Annotated in this window: 14 protein-coding genes; 10 read left to right on the top strand and 4 right to left on the bottom strand. The window is 64.6% G+C overall.

Translation table 11 applies throughout. The annotated features are described in order from the left end of the window. Positions 1 to 20 precede the first annotated feature (20 nt). From QRQ56_RS25785 to ybaK, 6 genes are all read left to right on the top strand, one after another. A complete protein-coding gene (locus tag QRQ56_RS25785) occupies positions 21 to 284 on the top strand; it encodes a sulfurtransferase TusA family protein (protein WP_097662729.1) in 264 nt (87 codons plus the stop codon). A 321-nt stretch (positions 285 to 605) separates the two neighbouring features. Beyond that, a complete protein-coding gene (locus QRQ56_RS25780; protein ID WP_438743933.1) occupies positions 606 to 2,261 on the top strand; it encodes an OFA family MFS transporter in 1,656 nt (551 codons plus the stop codon). A 92-nt stretch (positions 2,262 to 2,353) separates the two neighbouring features. Further along, entirely contained in the window at positions 2,354 to 2,635 is a 282-nt protein-coding gene (locus QRQ56_RS25775; protein WP_438743932.1) for a hypothetical protein, read from the top strand. A gap of 251 nt (positions 2,636 to 2,886) precedes the next feature. Continuing rightward, positions 2,887 to 4,596, top strand: a complete 1,710-nt coding sequence (locus tag QRQ56_RS25770) for an NADH-ubiquinone oxidoreductase-F iron-sulfur binding region domain-containing protein (RefSeq protein ID WP_438743931.1) — start codon at positions 2,887 to 2,889, stop codon at positions 4,594 to 4,596. Continuing rightward, complete coding sequence (fdhF, locus tag QRQ56_RS25765) at positions 4,593 to 7,361, top strand: formate dehydrogenase subunit alpha (RefSeq protein ID WP_438743930.1); 2,769 nt, start codon at positions 4,593 to 4,595, stop codon at positions 7,359 to 7,361. Before QRQ56_RS25770 ends, fdhF begins: the two co-directional genes overlap by 4 nt. Positions 7,362 to 7,580: 219 nt before the next feature. Further along, the gene (gene ybaK, locus QRQ56_RS25760) at positions 7,581 to 8,054 is read left to right on the top strand and encodes a Cys-tRNA(Pro) deacylase (RefSeq protein ID WP_438743929.1); all 474 of its coding nucleotides are present in this window, start codon (positions 7,581 to 7,583) and stop codon (positions 8,052 to 8,054) included. 121 nt (positions 8,055 to 8,175) lie between these two features. On the opposite strand, the gene QRQ56_RS25755 is transcribed toward ybaK, so the two are convergent. Continuing rightward, complete coding sequence (locus QRQ56_RS25755) at positions 8,176 to 8,619, bottom strand: hypothetical protein (RefSeq protein ID WP_438743928.1); 444 nt, start codon at positions 8,617 to 8,619, stop codon at positions 8,176 to 8,178. A gap of 269 nt (positions 8,620 to 8,888) precedes the next feature. On the opposite strand from QRQ56_RS25755, the gene QRQ56_RS25750 reads away from it, so the two are divergent. Next, positions 8,889 to 9,020 (top strand): hypothetical protein, encoded by a 132-nt coding sequence (locus QRQ56_RS25750; protein ID WP_438743926.1) that lies wholly within the window; start codon positions 8,889 to 8,891, stop codon positions 9,018 to 9,020. Between the two features lie 311 nt (positions 9,021 to 9,331). Here the strand turns inward: QRQ56_RS25750 and QRQ56_RS25745 are convergent, their stop codons facing one another. Beyond that, a complete protein-coding gene (locus QRQ56_RS25745; protein WP_438743925.1) occupies positions 9,332 to 10,015 on the bottom strand; it encodes a GntR family transcriptional regulator in 684 nt (227 codons plus the stop codon). 150 nt (positions 10,016 to 10,165) lie between these two features. Between QRQ56_RS25745 and tcuA the strand changes: the two genes are divergently transcribed. From tcuA to tcuB, 3 genes are read left to right on the top strand one after another with little or no spacing between them, the layout of a single operon-like run. Next, on the top strand, positions 10,166 to 11,557 hold the full coding sequence (tcuA, locus tag QRQ56_RS25740) for an FAD-dependent tricarballylate dehydrogenase TcuA (protein WP_438743924.1): 1,392 nt from the start codon (positions 10,166 to 10,168) through the stop codon (positions 11,555 to 11,557). A gap of 25 nt (positions 11,558 to 11,582) precedes the next feature. Next, a complete protein-coding gene (locus tag QRQ56_RS25735) occupies positions 11,583 to 12,611 on the top strand; it encodes an esterase (protein ID WP_438743923.1) in 1,029 nt (342 codons plus the stop codon). A 4-nt stretch (positions 12,612 to 12,615) separates the two neighbouring features. Further along, entirely contained in the window at positions 12,616 to 13,716 is a 1,101-nt protein-coding gene (gene tcuB, locus QRQ56_RS25730; protein WP_438743921.1) for a tricarballylate utilization 4Fe-4S protein TcuB, read from the top strand. Positions 13,717 to 13,719: 3 nt separating this feature from the next. On the opposite strand, the gene QRQ56_RS25725 is transcribed toward tcuB, so the two are convergent. After that, on the bottom strand, positions 13,720 to 14,388 hold the full coding sequence (locus QRQ56_RS25725) for an esterase/lipase family protein (RefSeq protein WP_438743919.1): 669 nt from the start codon (positions 14,386 to 14,388) through the stop codon (positions 13,720 to 13,722). A 5-nt stretch (positions 14,389 to 14,393) separates the two neighbouring features. Continuing rightward, complete coding sequence (locus tag QRQ56_RS25720; RefSeq protein WP_438743918.1) at positions 14,394 to 17,798, bottom strand: acyl-[ACP]--phospholipid O-acyltransferase; 3,405 nt, start codon at positions 17,796 to 17,798, stop codon at positions 14,394 to 14,396. Positions 17,799 to 18,023: the final 225 nt, after the last annotated feature.

The raw sequence follows: 18,023 nt of genomic DNA, 5'->3' as shown, positions 1-18,023 counted from the left end.
CGTCCCGCCATGTTGCGCCCATGACCAGAACGACGCTTGATCTCACCGGGCTGAAATGCCCGCTGCCCGCCCTGAAGACGCGCAAGGCGCTGAAACCGTTGCAGCCGGGCGACCAGCTCGAGGTTCACTGCACCGATCCCCTGTCGGTGATTGACATTCCAAACCTGATCCGCGAGACGGGCGACACGGTGGAGATCACCGAGCGCAACGACGCGCGCATCGTGTTCTTGATAGAAAAGACGAATGGTTCGATAGACGGGGCAAATGGTGCGCTGCGTTCTTAACGCGCGTTACCCCGCTGATACCGACCTTTTATCTATCGACATCGATCACGGCTTCTGCCCCAATTGACTTTCTCCGGGTGGGCGCGGAGGTTGAGTCTCGTCTGCGATACGCGGATCAAACGGGCCAACTCACGAAGCCTGCACGTCGTATCGGGCATAGCGCCCCGCGCGAGGGGTTAACAATTTCGGATGCGCGTGACGATCCTGGCGCGCGTCGGAAGATTGTGCGGAGCAGCAGGGACATTCGTCTGCACCGCAACGAGCTGAGGAACAGGATGGTAGCGGCAGGCTGCTCAGAAGGGCAGCTGAGGGGAGGAATGAATGGCTACAATCGAAGGCGCTGGACCCGTTTCAGGCGCTGGCGCGGGAATTTTCGATCGCGAACATACCGTGGCGAAGGCCGGCTTCAATCGCTGGCTGGTGCCGCCAGCTGCGCTGTGCATCCATCTTTGCATCGGCATGGCCTATGGCTTCTCGGTGTTCTGGCTGCCGCTGTCGCGCGCGATCGGCATCACGCAGAGCAAGGCCTGCCCCGACATGTCGCTCTGGCAGGAGCTCTTCACCACGACATGCGACTGGAAGGTCGCGAGCCTGGGGTGGATGTACACCCTATTCTTCGTGCTGCTCGGCGTCTCCGCCGCGATCTGGGGCGGCTGGCTCGAGCGCGCCGGTCCGCGTAAGGCGGGCGCCGTCGCCGCCTGCTGCTGGGGTGGCGGTCTTCTGATCGGCGCGTTCGGCGTCTATGTTCACCAGCTCTGGATCATGTGGCTCGGTTGCGGCGTGATCGGCGGCGTCGGCCTCGGTCTCGGCTACATCTCACCGGTGTCGACACTGGTGAAGTGGTTCCCCGACCGTCGCGGCATGGCGACCGGCATGGCCATCATGGGCTTCGGCGGCGGCGCCATGATCGGCGCACCGCTCGCCAACCTCCTGATCAACTATTTCAAGACGCCGACTTCCGTCGGCGTCTGGGAGACGTTCGTCGCGATGGGCGTCATCTACTTCGTCTTCATGATGATCGGCGCTTTCGCCTATCGCGTGATCCCGGTCGGCTGGCAGCCCGACCACTGGACGCCGCCGAGCGAGAAGAAGTCGATGATCACCGAGCATCACGTGCATCTCAACAATGCGCACAAGACGCCGCAGTTCTGGCTGATCTGGTGGGTGCTCTGCCTCAACGTCTCGGCGGGTATCGGCGTCATCGGCATGGCTTCGCCGATGTTGCAGGAGATCTTCGCCGGCAAGCTGATCGGTCTTCCCGACGTGTCCTTCAGTCAGCTCTCGACCGAGCAGAAGACCGTCATCGCCGGCATCGCCGCGGGCTTCGCCGGTCTGTTGTCGCTGTTCAACATCGCGGGCAGGTTCTTCTGGGCCTCGCTGTCGGACTATATGGGCCGCAAGAACACCTACTATACGTTCTTCCTGCTCGGCATTGCGCTCTACGCGCTGGCGCCGACCTTCGCGGCGATGGGCTCGAAGCTGCTGTTTGTGGTCGGCTTCGGCATCATCCTGTCGATGTATGGTGGTGGCTTCGCGACCGTGCCGGCCTATCTCGCCGACATGTTCGGCACCCAGTTCGTCGGCGCCATTCACGGCCGGTTGCTGACGGCCTGGTCGACGGCCGGCATCATCGGTCCCGTGGTGGTCAACTATATCCGCGAGTTCCAGCTCGCGGCCGGCGTGCCACGTGATCAGCTCTACAACACGACGATGTACATCCTGTGCGCCATGCTGATCGCGGGCTTGATCTGCAACTACATGATCAAGCCGGTCGATCCGAAGTGGAACATGAGCCCTGAGGAGGTTGCCAGATTGCAGGCGGCCAGTGCCAAGAGCGAGGCGTCGATCCAGCACGGCTCGTTCGGCATCGGCAAGGGCGGCCTCGACGCCAAGGCAGCGATGTTCTGGGCCTTCGTCGGCGTTCCCCTGGCCTGGGGCGTCTGGAAGACGCTGGAGAGCGCGGTCAAGATCTTCTGATCGCAGATCGGTGACGCCGCGGCAGGTCGAGAGTCGGCCTTCCGCGGCGCGCTTCCATCCACTTGATCGAGAATCAAATCCAGGGGGACTTCATGTTTCGCACTCGTATTTGCCTTGCCGCCGTCATGCTGGCTGCAGGCCTCCACGCCGCGTCCGCGCAGACGGCAACGGCGCCCGCGACCACCGCTCCGGCTGCAACGGCCGAGGCCAAGCCGGGCAAGATCAAGCTCACCATGCAGAAGCTGAAGGACATGAAGGCCAAATGGGCCGCCAACAAGCCGAAGCTGAAGGCCTGCCGGGGCGAAGTGAAGGCCAAGGGTCTGACCGGCGACGACCGCTGGTTTTACATCGAAGATTGCATGAACAAGAGCTGAGGCGAGGTTCCGCCGGCGTTTGTGCTCGAGGGGGCGTGGCGGGGCGACTGCCCGCCTCCTAAATCATTATAGACACGTTCTAAATTTGCTTGCCCCTCTGGTATACCAGAGACTAGAGTTGAGTGGAATGAGGCTCGATTCAGGCCCGCAACGAGTGCGCGGTTCCGTCGGTTGAGCCTGGAAATGAAGGCTGATCGCGAGGGCGATCCGGCCTCCGACCATCGCGGGTTTAGGGAGAACGCGACGTTTCCATGAGCAGCAACGACGACGTTCACAAGGTCAGAGACTTCGAGCATCCGGGCGAGGGGCGCCGGCGCGCCAAGGCCACGCCCAAGGGCCGTCAGGTCGATCCCACCGCCGCGCACGAGATCGAGCTATTGCTCGGCGACCGGCCGCGGCGGCGCGATCTGCTGATCGAATATCTGCACCTGATCCAGGACAAATATCACCAGATCTCGGCCGCGCATCTGGCCGCGCTCGCCGACGAGATGAAGCTTGCCTTCGCCGAAGTGTTCGAGACGGCGACCTTCTACGCGCATTTCGACGTGGTGAAGGAGGGCGAGCCGAGCATTCCGCCGCTGACGATCCGCGTTTGCGACTCTCTCACCTGTGCGATGCTCGGTGGCGAGAAGCTGCTGGAAGATCTGCAGAGCTCATCCGGCCCCGGCATACGCGTCGTGCGCGCGCCCTGCGTCGGCCGCTGCGACACCGCGCCTGCCGCGGAAGTCGGCCACAACTTCGTCGACCATGCGACCGTCACCAATGTGATGGCGGCGGCCAAGGGCGGCGATACCCACGCGCACCTGCCCAAATATATCGACTACGCCGCTTACGTTGCCGGCGGCGGCTACAAGCTGCTGGGTCGCGTTCGCTCGGGCGAGCTGTCGACAGACGCTCTCCTCAAGGGGCTCGACGACGCCTCGCTGCGCGGCCTCGGCGGCGCGGGCTTCCCGACGGGGCGGAAATGGCGCGCCGTGCTCGGCGAGCCCGGCCCGCGCCTGATGGCGATCAACGGCGACGAGGGCGAGCCCGGCACGTTCAAGGACCGGGTCTATCTCGAAAGCGATCCGCATCGCTTCATCGAGGGCATGTTGATCGGCGCGCATGTCGTGCAGGCCACCGACGTCTACATCTATCTGCGCGATGAATATCCGGCCTCGCGCGAGATCCTGGAGCGCGAGATCGCGAAGCTCCCGCCGGGCGGTCCGACGCTGCACATGCGCCGCGGCGCCGGCGCCTATATCTGCGGCGAGGAATCCTCGCTGCTTGAAAGCATCGAGGGCAAGCGCGGCCTGCCCAGGCACAAGCCGCCTTATCCGTTCCAGGTCGGCCTGTTCGGCCTGCCGACGTTGATCAACAACATCGAGACGCTGTGGTGGGTGCGCGACATCGTCGAGAAGGGAGCCGACTGGTGGAAGGGCCATGGCCGTCATGAACGGCACGGCCTGCGCAGCTTCTCGGTCTCGGGCCGCGTCAAGAACCCCGGCATGAAGCTGGCGCCTGCGGGCATCACCGTGCGCGAACTGATCGACGAGTATTGCGGCGGCATGGCCGACGGCCATCAGTTCTATGCTTATCTGCCGGGCGGCGCCTCCGGCGGCATCCTGCCGGCGTCGATGGACGACATCCCGCTCGATTTCGGCACGCTGGAAAAATACGGCTGCTTCATCGGCTCGGCCGCGATCGTGATCCTGTCGCAGAAGGACAGCGTGCGCGCGGCGGCGCTCAACCTGATGAAGTTCTTCGAGGACGAGAGCTGCGGCCAGTGCACGCCATGCCGGGTCGGAACCCAGAAGGCGGCGCAGCTGATGCAGCAGCCGGTCTGGAACCGTGCCCTGCTGGAAGAATTGAGCCAGGCGATGCGCGATGCCTCGATCTGCGGGCTCGGACAGGCGGCATCGAATCCGCTGGCCACCGTGATCAAATATTTCCCTGACGAGTTCAAGGAAGCGGCCGAATGACCAAGATTACATTCGAACTCGACGGCAAGCAGGTCGAGGCAAAGCCCGGCGAGACCATCTGGCAAGTCGCCAAGCGCCAGGGCCGCGAGATCCCGCATCTTTGCTATTCGCCCGCACCCGACTATCGGCCCGACGGCAATTGCCGTGCCTGCATGGTCGAGATCGAGGGCGAGCGCGTGCTGGCAGCGTCGTGCAAGCGCACACCGTCGGTCGGCATGAAGGTAAAGACCGAGAGCGCCCGCGCGACGGCTGCGCAGAAGATGGTGATGGAGCTGCTCGTCGCCGACCAGCCGGCGCGCGAGACCAGCCACGATCCGGATTCCAAATTCTGGCACTGGGCCGAGACCACCGGTGTCACCGAAAGTCGCTTCCCCGCCGCCGAGCGCTGGGAGACCGACGCCACCCATCCGGCGATGCGCGTCAACCTCGATGCCTGCATCCAGTGCGGCCTGTGCGTGCGCGCCTGCCGCGAGGTCCAGGTCAACGACGTCATCGGCATGGCTTATCGCAGCCACGGCTCGAAGATCGTGTTCGACTTCGACGATCCCATGGGCGAGTCCACCTGCGTCGCCTGCGGCGAATGCGTGCAGGCCTGCCCGACCGGCGCCTTGATGCCGGCCGTGATGCTCGACGACAAGCAGACCCGCGTGACCTACGCGGACAAGAAGGTGGATTCGCTCTGCCCGTTCTGCGGCGTCGGTTGCCAGGTGACCTACGAGGTCAAGGACGAGAAGGTGATCTATGCGGAGGGTCGCGACGGCCCCGCCAATCACAATCGTCTTTGCGTCAAGGGCCGTTTCGGCTTTGACTACATCCACCATCCGCATCGCCTGACCAAGCCGCTGGTGCGGCTGCCGAACGCGAAGAAGGATTCCAACGACCAGGTCGATCCTGCCAATCCCTTCACCCATTTCCGTGAAGCGAGCTGGGAAGAGGCGCTCGACATCGCCGCCAAGGGGCTCGTCAAGATCCGCGACGAGAAGGGCGTGAAGGCGCTCGCTGGCTTCGGCTCGGCCAAGGGTTCGAACGAAGAAGCCTATCTGTTCCAGAAGCTGGTGCGCACCGGCTTCGGCTCGAACAACGTCGACCACTGCACCCGTCTGTGCCACGCCTCGTCGGTCGCGGCGCTGTTCGAAGGCCTGAGCTCGGGCGCGGTGTCCGCGCCGTTCGCGGCCGCGATGGATGCCGAGGTCATCATCGTGATCGGCGCCAACCCGACCGTGAACCATCCGGTCGCCGCGACCTTCATCAAGAACGCGGTCAAGCAGAACGGCGCAAAACTGTTCGTGATGGATCCGCGACGGCAGACGCTGTCGCGCCACGCCACCAAGCATCTGCAGTTCAAGCCCGGCTCCGACGTCGCCATGCTGAACGCGATGATCAACACGATCATCACCGAAGGCCTGACTGACGATCAGTACATCGCCGGCTACACCGAAGGCTTCGAGGACCTCGAGGAGAAGATCAAGGAGTTCACGCCGGAGAAGATGGAAGCGATCTGCGGCATCCCGGCCCAGACGCTGCGCGAAGTCGCACGCACTTACGCGCGCGCGAAGTCGTCGATCATCTTCTGGGGCATGGGCATCAGCCAGCATGTCCACGGCACCGACAATGCACGCTGCCTGATCGCGCTGGCGCTGATCACCGGCCAGGTCGGCCGACCCGGCACCGGCCTGCATCCGCTGCGCGGCCAGAACAACGTGCAAGGTGCGTCCGACGCTGGCCTGATTCCGATGTTCCTGCCGGACTACCAGCCGGTCAGCCGCGACGATCTGCGCGGCAATTTCGAGAAGATGTGGGGTGAAGACCTCGATCCCGTCCGCGGCCTGACCGTGGTCGAGATCATGAACGCGATCCACGCGGGCGAGATCAAGGGCATGTATATCGAGGGCGAGAACCCCGCGATGTCCGACCCCGACCTGCAGCACGCGCGCCAGGCGCTCGCGATGCTCGATCACCTCGTGGTGCAGGATCTCTTCGTCACGGAGACCGCCTTCCACGCCGATGTCATCCTGCCGGCCTCTGCGTTTGCGGAGAAGGATGGCTCCTTCACCAACACCGATCGCCGCGTGCAGCTCGCGCGTCAGGTGGTCAAGCCGCCGGGCGATGCGCGGCAGGATCTCTGGATCATCCAGGAGATCGGCAAGCGCATGGGCCTGCCGTGGAATTATGCCGGCCCCGGCGATGTCTTCACCGAGATGGCGGAGCTGATGCCGTCGCTGAAGAACATCACCTGGGATCGCCTGGTGCGCGAAGGCGCGGTGACCTATCCGGTCGATGCGCCCGACAAGCCCGGCAACGAGATCATCTTCACCACGGGCTTCCCGACCGCGAGCGGTCGCGGCAAGATTGTGCCGGCCAAGGTGATCCCGCCGGACGAGATTCCCGACGCCGAATATCCGATGGTGCTGTCGACCGGCCGCGTGCTGGAGCATTGGCACACCGGCTCGATGACGCGCCGCGCCCAGGTGCTCGACCAGATCGAGCCCGAGGCCGTCGCTTTCATGTCGCCGAAGGACATGCGCAAGAAGAAGCTCGCCCCCGGCGACTTCATCCGCCTGGAGACCCGCCGCGGCGCGGTCGAGGTCAAGGTCCGTTCCGACCGCGACGTGCCGGAGAACATGGTGTTCATGCCGTTCTGCTACGCGGAAGCAGCGGCAAACCTGCTCACCAACCCGGCGCTCGATCCGTTCGGCAAGATCCCGGAATTCAAGTTCTGCGCGGCACGCGCCGAGCGCGCGGAGATGCGGGACGCGGCGGAGTAGGGTGAGGCGTCGCCTTCATAGGGGATGATGCGTGCCACACAAGCTGCTGTCATGCCCCGCGCAGGCGGGGCATCCAGTACGCCGCGGCCGATCGATTGAATGACTGCTGTCTCGGAGTACTGGATCGCCAGGTCAAGCCGGGCGATGACAGTTGAGAGTGTGGTGCCGGCTTGCCTCACACCGCTTCGCTCCACGCAACGACGGTGGTAAACGTGACCCATGTCCAAGGTCACTCCCGCCACCCGTGCGCTCACCGCCGCCGGTGTTGCCTTCACTGTCCATGCCTACGACTACGATCCCGACGCCGAAAGCATCGGGCTGCAGGCCGCTGCCGCGCTCGGTGAAGACCCCGCGCGCGTGTTGAAGACGCTGATGGCGCAGGTCGATGGCAAGCCGGTCTGCGTCGTCGTGCCGTCCGATCAGGAAGTGTCGATGAAGAAGCTCGCCGCTGCCGCGGGCGGCAAGTCGGCGCAGATGATGAAGCCGCCCGAGGCCGAGCGCGTCACCGGCTACAAGGTCGGCGGCATCAGCCCGTTCGGCCAGCGCAAGCAGGTACCGACCGTGATCGAGCAGACCGCGCTCGCTCATGACCTCGTCTATTTGAATGGCGGCCAGCGCGGCCTGCAGGTGCGGATGAAGCCCACGGATGTGCGGGATGTCGTGAAGGCAGTCGTCGCGGACGTGCTTGCCTGACGGCCTTTGCGACAAAGCGAGAGGTTGGCGTGCAGCCCGTAGGAAGAGTTGAGCGGAACCCATCTGCGAACTCGAATACGAACGGCGATGGGTCTCGCAAGTGCTCAACCCGTCCTGCGCGCTAAAAACAAGGCAGGATCATCGCCCAGATAGGCATTGAGCAAAACAGGCTCCACATCCCGATGACGACCACGAATACCGAGTTCAAAGGAAATGTGTAAGCGGCAGGCTTGCTTTGGTAGTCCCAATCTTTCGACGCCAGAAAACGTTTATAGCCGTCCGCACCGATATCGTAGATCATTCGAGTGAAGCCCTTCCATCGCAGGACGATGAAGCAAAGCCAGATCGTGGGAAAGCCTGTAAAGAAGCCCACAATCACCCACAACGACGTGGCCCCACCGCTCTTGTCGTGAATGGTCCAGGCTGGACATTGGCTGCCAGGATGGACGAGGGCGAGAATGCAAATCGCGATCCCCAACCACACCAAGCAGATGACTGCTCCCCATTTGGCAATCCTCCGGCAAAAGTCGGGATCGAAATCAAGAAGAGGCTGGCTATCGGTCATGGAAGGCACTTTTTCGATGGCGCGCCGGCCGAGTCAACGCTCATCTCGGTTTGCAACAACGGGCCGTTGGGAAATAATTCGCCGTTTTGGGTGAAATGCAGCCGTAGGATAGGTTGAGCGCAAGCGAAACCCATCGGCGAACTCGAATACGATGGGCAATGGGTTTCGCAAGGGCTCAACCCATTCTACGCGCCGCTAAGCCCTTTAAAGGGCATCAATCCAAGGATTTGCTACCACTCCGCTCAGCAGAATTGGAAGTCGAGCAATAGATGGATACAGCCAAGAAGGTAATTACGAAGCTTCCACTTGAGGGGTTGTGGAACGAGAACGAAATTCTGAACGCGCAGCGTTTCGCAAAGGGGCTGTCCGCATCGGAATTCATTGAGTTGATGCAAGCATGAACGACCTTCGTCGTTGCTGGACCTGGACTGCAGCCCCGCTGGATAGATCCAGCACATCGCTTCGAGTTCCGGAAGGCGGAGGTGATGCCCCGACTTGCAGAAGCTGATCAACCGGCCTTCCTTGACCGCTTCCCCGACGAGTATTGCTACTTCGCTTCGAAATGGCAATTCGTTGACGGGGGGCATGTAATTGTCCTTGAACGGCACCACTGACCAGTTAGCTGTGCCCTGGGTCATCAGCTGTTGATGCCGCCTAAACGGAACGATTTCCGCTTAATCCGCGGAAGCTGGCGATCATGAGTCCACACCGCTTACTGCTTCTGCAACAGCTTCAGCCGGCAGCGCAGCGCTTCGCGGATATGGGCGCGCGCGAGCTGCTCGGCCTTGTCGCCGTCGCGCGCGGCGACGGCCTCGATGATGGCCTGGTGCTCGCCGTGGCTGGTCGAGGGGCGGCCGGTGACGGTGAACGTGGTCGGGCCGAGCAGGGCGATCCAGTCCTGCAATTCGCGGGCGGCGTTGTCGAGATAGCGGTTGCGCGCGGCGCGGCAGATCGCTTCGTGGAAGGCGCGGTTCAGTCTCGCCAGTTCGGCGGCGTCGGTCGCGGAGGCCTCGATGAAGGCGTGCTCGATGTCGCGAAGCGCATCGACCTCGGGTGCGGAGGCGTGGGCTGCGGCCAGCCGTGCCGCGGCACCTTCCATGATCTCGCGCATGGCGTAGAGTTCGAGCACCTCCGAGATGTCGAGATTGCGCACGATCAGCCCGCGGCCCGCGGCGGGCTCGACGAAGCCGCGCGCCGCGAGGCGACCCAGCGCTTCGCGCACCGGCGTGCGACTGACCTTCAGCCGTTGGGCGACCTCTTCCTCGCGCAGCCGATCGCCGGCCCGATAGCTGCCGGCCTGCAAGGCCTCGCACAGCGAGCGGAACACGGCTTCTCCCAGCGCAACGCCGCCGCCGCGCGCAATCGATCCGCCTGCCTTTGCCGGGCGTCTGGCCATGATCCCTCGAGGCGCATTCTGCCCATGCAGAGATGCCGCTTGCACGTGCTTTGTATATCTTTGTATACAAACGTGCGCAATGGCTGCCGGGCTTGACCGGGGCGGCCCGCGGGCAGAAAGTTTTCAATCTCGTCGCATCGGACGGACGGCATGAGCAGCAAGTACGACGTGCTGGTGATCGGGGGCGGCAATGCGGCGCTGTGCGCGGCGATCGCGGCGCGCCGCGGCGGCGCCTCGGTCCTCGTGCTCGAAGGCGCGCCGAAATTCTATCGCGGCGGCAACACGCGCCATACCCGTAACATGCGCTGTGCCCATGACGCCGCCACCGAGATCCTCACCGGCCCGTACACCGAGGAGGAGTTCTGGGAGGATCTGCTGCGCGTCACCGGCGGGAAGACCGACGAGGTGCTCGCGCGGCATATGATCCGGGAGTCCAAGGACATCCTGAACTGGATCGTGGAGCAGGGCGTACGCTGGCAGCCCTCGCTCGGCGGCACGCTGAGCCTCGGCCGCACCAACTCCTTCTTCCTCGGCGGCGGCCGCGCCATGCTGAATGCGCTGTATCTGACCGCGGAGCGGCTCGGCGTCGACGTCGAATACGATGCCGAGGTCACCGACCTCGTGATCGAGGACGGCATGTTCCTCGCCGCGCGCCTGAAGCGGCCGGTGAATGGCGAGACCGAGATCCGCGCGACCTCGCTGGTCGCCGCCGCCGGCGGGTTCGAGGCCAACATCGAATGGCTGAAGCAATATTGGGGCGAGGCCGCCGACAATTTCCTGATCCGCGGTACGCCCTACAATCGCGGCTCGATCCTGAAGATGCTGCTCGACAAGGGCGTGCAGGAGGTCGGCGATCCCACCCAGTGCCACGCGGTGGCGATCGACGCGCGCGCGCCGAAATTCGACGGCGGCATCATCACGCGGCATGACTCGGTCGTGTTCGGCATCGTCGTCAACAAGCACGCTGAGCGCTTCTACGACGAGGGCGAGGACATCTGGCCGAAGCGCTACGCGATCTGGGGCCGGCTGGTCGCGGCGCAGCCCGACCAGATCGCCTACATCATCTTCGATTCCACTGTCGTCACCAGCTTCATGCCGACCCTGTTTCCGCCGATCGCAGGACAGACCATCGCAGAGCTTGCCGGCAAGCTCGAGCTCGATCCGGCCGCGCTGGAAAAGACCATGACCGAATTCAACGCAGCGGTGCGCCCCGGCACCTTCGACCACACCATTCTGGATGACTGCGTGACCGAAGGCATCACGCCGCCCAAGACGCACTGGGCGCGCAGGATCGAGACGCCGCCTTATCTCGCCTATCCGGTGCGGCCCGGCATCACCTTCACCTATCTCGGCACGCGCGTGAACAAGGAAGCGCGGATGCTGATGGCCGACGGCAAGCCCTCCGGCAATATGTTCGCCGCCGGCGAGATCATGGCCGGCAACGTGCTCGGCAAGGGCTACGCCGCCGGCATGGGCATGACCATCGGCAGCGTGTTCGGACGGATCGCGGGGCGGGAAGCTGCGCGTCATGCGAAGAACTAGAATGAAGACAAGCCAGGGAGACACCATGTCGCGCATTGCCATCGCTTCGCTCACGGCGCTGCTGATCGCAGGCAACGCCAGCGCCGCCGAGCCGATCACGCTGCGCGACATGGGCTCGTTCCATGTCGGGGGTCGGCTGGTCGAAATCACCGGCAAGCCGGTGAAGGAGGTCGTGTTCACGCCGGGCGGCGTGCCGGCCAAGGTCGATCCCAACGGCACGTATCAGGTCGAGCAGATGTACGTGCAGTATTTCCTTCCCGCGAACGAGAAGGGCGCCTATCCGCTGCTGATGTGGCATGGCGGCGGACTGACCGGCGTCACCTACGAGACCACGCCTGATGGCCGCGAAGGCTGGCTGAACTATTTCCTGCGCAAGGGCTGGGCCGTCTATAATTCCGACGCGGTGGAGCGCGGCCGCGCCGGCTGGGCGCAATATCCTGACGTCTTCAAAGGCGAGCCTGTTTTCCTGACCATCGCCAATCCGTTCGAGCGTTTCCGCATCGGCGACGGACCAAACTCGTACGATCCCGATCCCGCCAAGCGCAAGGTGCTGCCGGGCAGCCAGTTCCCGGTCGAAGGCTACGAGAACTTCGTCAAGCAGAACGTGCCGCGCTGGACCACGACGGATGACGCGATCGTCGCCGCTTATATCGCCGAGATCGACCGCGTCGGCCCGTCAGTGATCCTGTTCCACAGCCAGGCCGGCAGCTTCGGCTTCAAGGTGGCGCAAGCCCGGCCCGACAAGGTCAAGGCGCTGATCGCGATCGAGCCCGCCGGCATCGGCGATCCCGCCAAGGCGGCCGTGCTGAAGAACATTCCGACCCTGATCGTCTATGGCGACTACATCGAGCAGGATTCGCGCTGGCCCAAGATCCGCGGCAACGGCGTCGCCTTTGCCGACGCGATCAAGGCGGCCGGCGGCAGTGTCGACATCGTCGATCTCCCGAAGGCCGGCATCAAGGGCAATTCGCACATGGTGATGATGGACAAGAACAATCTCGAGGTCGCAGCCCTGATCCAGAAATGGCTCGAGGGCAAAGGCCTGGCGAAGTAGAGCCATGCACGGAACCAAAATCCTGGACGAAGCCGACCGTCTGATGACGGTCTGCAATTCCTGCCGCTACTGCGAGGGCCTGTGCGCGGTGTTTCCCGCCATGGAGATGCGCCGTGCCTTTTCCGACGGCGATCTCAATTATCTCGCCAATCTCTGCCATTCCTGCGGCGCCTGCTACGTCGACTGCCAGTTCTCGCCGCCACACGAGTTCAACGTCAACGTTCCCCAGACGCTTGCGGTCGCGCGCGCCGAGTCCTATGCGGCCTATGCCTGGCCCGGCGCGCTGTCCGGCGCCTTCGCCCGCAATGGGCTCGTCATCAGCATCGTCGCCGCGCTCAGCATGGCGGCCTTCATTCTGGGCTTTGCCGCCCTCAATGACCGCAGCGTGCTGTTCGGCGTGCACACCGGTCCCGGCGCCTTCTACAAGCTGATGCCGCACAATGCGATGGCGGCCTTGTTCAGCGCCGCCTTCCTCTACGCCATCTTCGCGCTGATCATGAGCGTGGGTGCCTTCTGGCGCGACATCGGTGCGCCGATCGGCGGCCGGGCCGACGGCGGCTCGATCTTCCAGGCCATCCGCGATGCCGGCGAGCTGCGCTATCTCCATGGCGGCGGCGTCGGCTGCTACAACGAGGACGACAAGCCGACCGACCGGCGCAAGCTCTATCATCACCTGACCTTCTATGGCTTCATCCTGTGCTTTGCCGCGACGTCGGTGGCCACGCTCTATCACTATCTGCTCGCGCGCGAAGCGCCGTATCCGTGGTGGGACCTGCCCGTCGTGCTCGGCACGCTCGGCGGCATCGGCCTCGTCGTCGGACCGGTCGGGCTATTCGCAGCGAAGCTGCGCAGGGCGCCGGAACTGCTCGACGAGACCCGTTACGGCATGGATGTCGGCTTCATTGCCATGCTGTTCCTGACCGGCCTCACGGGCATGCTGCTGCTGATCATGCGCGAGACGGCCGCGATGGGGCCGTTGCTGGCGCTGCATCTCGGGGCAGTGTTCGCGCTGTTCATCACCATGCCCTATGGCAAGTTCGTGCACGGCATCTACCGTTTCGCGGCCCTGGTTCGCTATGCGCAGGAGCGGCGAACGGCGGCGTGACGATCACCCTTGCTTGAAGCGGCCCTCGCGCAGGAAGGCGATGGTCTGGTCGATCACGGTGGCATGACGCGGCAGCCCGGTGTGCGACGCCCGCACGACGACATGGTCGGCCATGCCGGACAGCGTCGCGCTTTGCACCGAGACCCGTCCGTCATTCGGCTTCGGCAGTACCAGGAGGCCGGCGACGGGGTCGATGAAGCGGCTCCCCGCAATCACGCCGACGGGATAGTCCACGGCGGGAAGGGCGTCCGGCCGCATCGCCGTCGTCAGCTCGAGGCCGGCCGGTCCGTAGAAGGCGCGGTAGAGACGGGATTCGCTCAGGAGATCGGCGACTTCACTGCCGCCGTTCGGGGTGCCCAGCATCACGACGCCGGCAAGCCGCGCCGGCCGGTATCTTGCGATATAGGCGCGCGCCACCAGGCCGCCCATCGAATGCGCAACGAAGTGCAGCGGTGCGTCGCGTTCGGCGAAGCCGGCGATCTCGGCATGAATATCGTCCGCGAGCGCTGCGATCGGCTTGCTGCGGCTGGAATAGTCGATATTGAGCGTCGTGAACCCGCTGGCCCCGAGCGCCCGTTCCAGCTTGGTCAGGGATGCCGAGGTCCGCGCGATGCCGTGAAGCAGAACAACTCCCGGGCATCGCGCGTCGCCTGATCGAGGCACCCATTGCATCCGTCTTACGCCACCTCGCGCTCCGGCGCGGAGGCCTGCTCGCGCGCCATCGTCGTGGCGGTGACATAGTCGGTCTTGCCGGTGCCGAGCAGCGGCACCTTGTCGACCACTATGATCGCGGCGGGGACGGTGAGCTCGGATGCACCGATCGTCTTGGCCTGGGCCTGCATCGCGCTGCGCTCGGCGGTCTTTTCCGTCGTTAGCAGCACGATGCGCTCGCCCTTGCGCGGGTCGGGGATCGACACGGCGATCGATCCGGCCTGCGGCCACAGCGTGGTCGCGATGGCTTCGACCGCCGACAGCGAGACCATTTCGCCCGCGATCTTGGCGAAGCGCTTGGCGCGGCCCTTGATGGTGATGAAGCCGGCGGCGTCGATCGCTACGATGTCGCCGGTGTCGTGCCAGCCCTCGGGGAGCTTCTCGAGCACGCCGGGATTCTCGGCGCGCAAGTATCCGAGCATCACGTTCGGCCCGCGCACCGACAGGCGCCCGCCTTCCTCGATGCCGGGGACCGGATCGAGGCGGCTTTCCATCAGCGGCGAGATGCGGCCGACGGTGCCGGGGCGGTTGGCCATCGGCGTGTTCATTGCCAGCACCGGTGCCGTCTCGGTGACGCCATAGCCTTCGAGAATGCGGATGCCGTAGCGCTCCATGAACACCTGCCGCGTCCGGTCCTTGACCGCTTCGGCACCTGCGATCACGAGACGCAGGGTCCGGAAGTCGTAGGCATGCGCCGAACGAGCATAGCCGGTGAGGAACGTATCGGTGCCGAACAGGATGGTGGCGCCGGTCTGGTAGATCAGCTCGGGCACGATCCGGTAGTGCAGCGGCGAGGGATACATGTAGATCGGGATGCCCGCGAGCATCGGCATCATCATTCCGCCCGTGAGCCCGAACGAATGGAACACGGGCAGCACGTTGAACACCTTGTCGTTGGCGTTGGCATCGACCCGCGCCAGCGCCTGCGCCGCGTTGGCGAGGATGTTGCGGTGGGACAGCACGACGCCCTTGGGCGTGCCTTCTGAACCGGAGGTGAACAGCACCACGGCCGGATCGGTCGCCTCGCGGGCAATTCGGGGCGTCGTACCGGCGAGCAGGCCCTTGATCTTGTCGGCCAAGCCGATCGAGGCGCGGACGTCTTCGAGATAAACGACGCGTGCTTCGGCGGAGATCGCGGCCATCAGCTTGTCGAGCTTGCCCTTCTCGATGAAGGCCTTCGACGTCAGCACGGTCTTGACTTGCGCGGCCTTCATGGCGGCGAGGACATTGACCGGACCTGCCGAGAAGTTGAGCATCGCCGGCACGCGGCCGATGTTCTGCAGGGCCATGAAGACGACGGCGACGCCCGCCGAGTTCGGCAGCAGCACGCCGACATTCTCGCCGATTGCGGTGCCGGTCTCGAGCTTGCGACTGAGGACCTGCGCACCGAGGATCAGCTTGCGATAGGTCAGCTTGGTGCCGAGCGCATCCTCGATGATGACCTTGCCGGTGTCGCGGTCGCGATAGGCATGTCCGAGCGCCTCGAACAGCGAGTGGTCGAGCATGGCGTTCTTCACCATGGCGTCGATCATCACGTCCTGGAGCGCGGCGCCGGCGGCGTTGCGGCGTGCCTTGCCCTTCAGCGCGGCGTCGACCGGCAGCTTGACGGGCGGCAGGATGGTCACCGTCACCCGCGGAAACCACGAGCGCTTGATCTGGCTGGCGTTGAGGTAGCTGAGATGCGAGCGCTGCGCGCCTTCGATGCGAACGGGCACGACGACGGCGTCGGCCTTGTCCGCGATCATCGCGGTGCCGTCATAGACCTTCATCAGCGATCCCGAGACGGTGATGCGCCCCTCCGGGAAGATCACGACGGGCTCGCCGGAGGCAACCAGCTTGATCAGGTCGCGGGCGGCCAGCGGCTTGGTCGGGTCCATGGTGTAGTGCTTGACCACGCGCAGGAACGGCTTGGCCCACCAGGCCTTGGCAATGCCGGTATCGACCGCGAAGCTCGCGTCGATCGGCAGCACGGCATGCAGCAGGGGACCGTCGATCAGGCTGACATGGTTCGGCGCGATCAGCATGCGCGTGCCGGGAGGCGGCAGGTTTTCCAGGCCGCGGACCTCGGTGCGGAAGAGCGCCCGGAACAACAGGCCGCCGAAATCGCGCACGCCTTCCTTGCCCCACTTGGTCAGCACGAACCAGACCGCGCCGAAGCTGGCGATGCCGAGGCCGAAGAAGATCCAGCCGACATGCAATCCGGCCGCCTGCAGCAGCGCGACGAACAGCGAGCCGATCACCATGAAGGCGGCCTGCAGCACGTTGCCGGCGGCGATGATGCGGGCGCGCTCATTGGGCGCCGACCACGCTTGCACGGCGGCGAAGGACGGGACCACGAACAGGCCGCCGCCGAATGCGAAGGCGACGAAGTCGATCAGCATGCGCAAGCCCGCGAACGAGGTTGCGAAGTCGAGCGCGGCGATGTCCTGGCCCTTGGCGGTCACGGCGATGGCCCAGGCGAGATCGAGGCCGGCAAAGCCCATGATGATGGCGCCGATCGGCACCAGCGCAAGGTTGGGGCGAACGTGGCTCAGGCTGGCGGCGAACAGCGAGCCGATGGCGATGCCGATCGCGAAGACCGCAAGACACAGCGTCACGACGCTCTCGGTGCCGCCGACGACCTCCTTGACCAGCGCCGGCAGCAGCGACAGCACGATGGCGCCGACCAGCCAGAACCAGGAGACGATCACGGTGCCGTCCCACAGGCGATGGTCGGCATGCAACGTCTTGAGCAGGCCCACCGTCGAAGTCCAGGGATTGGTATCGACGGGCAGTTCAGGCGCGGAGGGCGTCGTCTGCGGAATGCGGGACGCGAACGCCCAGGACAGCAGCGCCAGCACGACGACGGCGGATGCGACCCAGCCCATATGCGCGGAGCCGGCCACGAACTGGCCGCCGGCGACGGTGCCGAGCAGGATGGCCATGAAGGTTGCGCCTTCGACCAGCGCGTTACCGGTCGCGAGCTCGCCGAGCTCGAGCTGGTCCGGCAGCATCGCGTATTTCACGGGGCCGAACAGGGCGGCAATGGTGCCGAACAGCGCGAGCGCCGCAAACAGCAGCGGCACCGAGTGCAGGAAGAAGCCGGCTGCGGCAAAGGCCGCGGCGAAGATCTCGGCGAATTTGAGCCGCCGCGCGATGACGGATTTGACGTATTTGTCGGCGAGCTGGCCGCCGAGCCCTGACAGGATGAAATAGGGGAAGATGAAGACGGCGCCTGCCACCGTCACCAGGGCATCGCCATGGCCGGTCGCGGCACTGTAGAGGAGGATGATGACGAGCGCGTTCTTGAGCACGTTGTCATTGAGCGCCGAGAAGAACTGCGCCCAGAACAGCGGCGCGAAACGGCGTGACGACATCAATTCCCTGATCATGACTAGTCCTGTTTTGGGAAGGCAGAATGAGGTTCGTTACGTTGTCTTCGAAACGTCACGACCGGAGGGGGAGCGGACGAATGACTGCGGGCGGTGATCGCCGGCCTGCCTTGTCCCCTCGGTCCCTCTGATCCTGTTGGTCTCCAAGCGGTGTCGTTAGGTTCGGAAAATATCTGGTCGCGGCCGCACTTGGGCGAGGGGCCGCGCCTTACCGAGTAGGCGCCG

This window comes from Bradyrhizobium sp. U531 (genome assembly GCF_051710265.1).
Lineage (GTDB): Bacteria > Pseudomonadota > Alphaproteobacteria > Rhizobiales > Xanthobacteraceae > Bradyrhizobium.
Note: the sequence above shows the minus strand (reverse complement) of the source record. Positions and strands in the feature narration are given on the sequence as shown.

Coding starts and splice junctions, on each gene's coding strand:
- QRQ56_RS25775 (WP_438743932.1), top strand. CDS start 2,354: ATGTTTCGCACTCGTATTTGCCTTGCCGCCGTCATGCTGGCTGCAGGC.
- QRQ56_RS25725 (WP_438743919.1), bottom strand. CDS start 14,388: ATGCAATGGGTGCCTCGATCAGGCGACGCGCGATGCCCGGGAGTTGTT.
- QRQ56_RS25770 (WP_438743931.1), top strand. CDS start 2,887: ATGAGCAGCAACGACGACGTTCACAAGGTCAGAGACTTCGAGCATCCG.
- QRQ56_RS25785 (WP_097662729.1), top strand. CDS start 21: ATGACCAGAACGACGCTTGATCTCACCGGGCTGAAATGCCCGCTGCCC.
- QRQ56_RS25780 (WP_438743933.1), top strand. CDS start 606: ATGGCTACAATCGAAGGCGCTGGACCCGTTTCAGGCGCTGGCGCGGGA.
- QRQ56_RS25755 (WP_438743928.1), bottom strand. CDS start 8,619: ATGACCGATAGCCAGCCTCTTCTTGATTTCGATCCCGACTTTTGCCGG.
- QRQ56_RS25735 (WP_438743923.1), top strand. CDS start 11,583: ATGTCGCGCATTGCCATCGCTTCGCTCACGGCGCTGCTGATCGCAGGC.
- fdhF (WP_438743930.1), top strand. CDS start 4,593: ATGACCAAGATTACATTCGAACTCGACGGCAAGCAGGTCGAGGCAAAG.
- QRQ56_RS25750 (WP_438743926.1), top strand. CDS start 8,889: ATGGATACAGCCAAGAAGGTAATTACGAAGCTTCCACTTGAGGGGTTG.
- QRQ56_RS25720 (WP_438743918.1), bottom strand. CDS start 17,798: ATGATCAGGGAATTGATGTCGTCACGCCGTTTCGCGCCGCTGTTCTGG.
- tcuA (WP_438743924.1), top strand. CDS start 10,166: ATGAGCAGCAAGTACGACGTGCTGGTGATCGGGGGCGGCAATGCGGCG.
- tcuB (WP_438743921.1), top strand. CDS start 12,616: ATGCACGGAACCAAAATCCTGGACGAAGCCGACCGTCTGATGACGGTC.
- ybaK (WP_438743929.1), top strand. CDS start 7,581: ATGTCCAAGGTCACTCCCGCCACCCGTGCGCTCACCGCCGCCGGTGTT.
- QRQ56_RS25745 (WP_438743925.1), bottom strand. CDS start 10,015: ATGGCCAGACGCCCGGCAAAGGCAGGCGGATCGATTGCGCGCGGCGGC.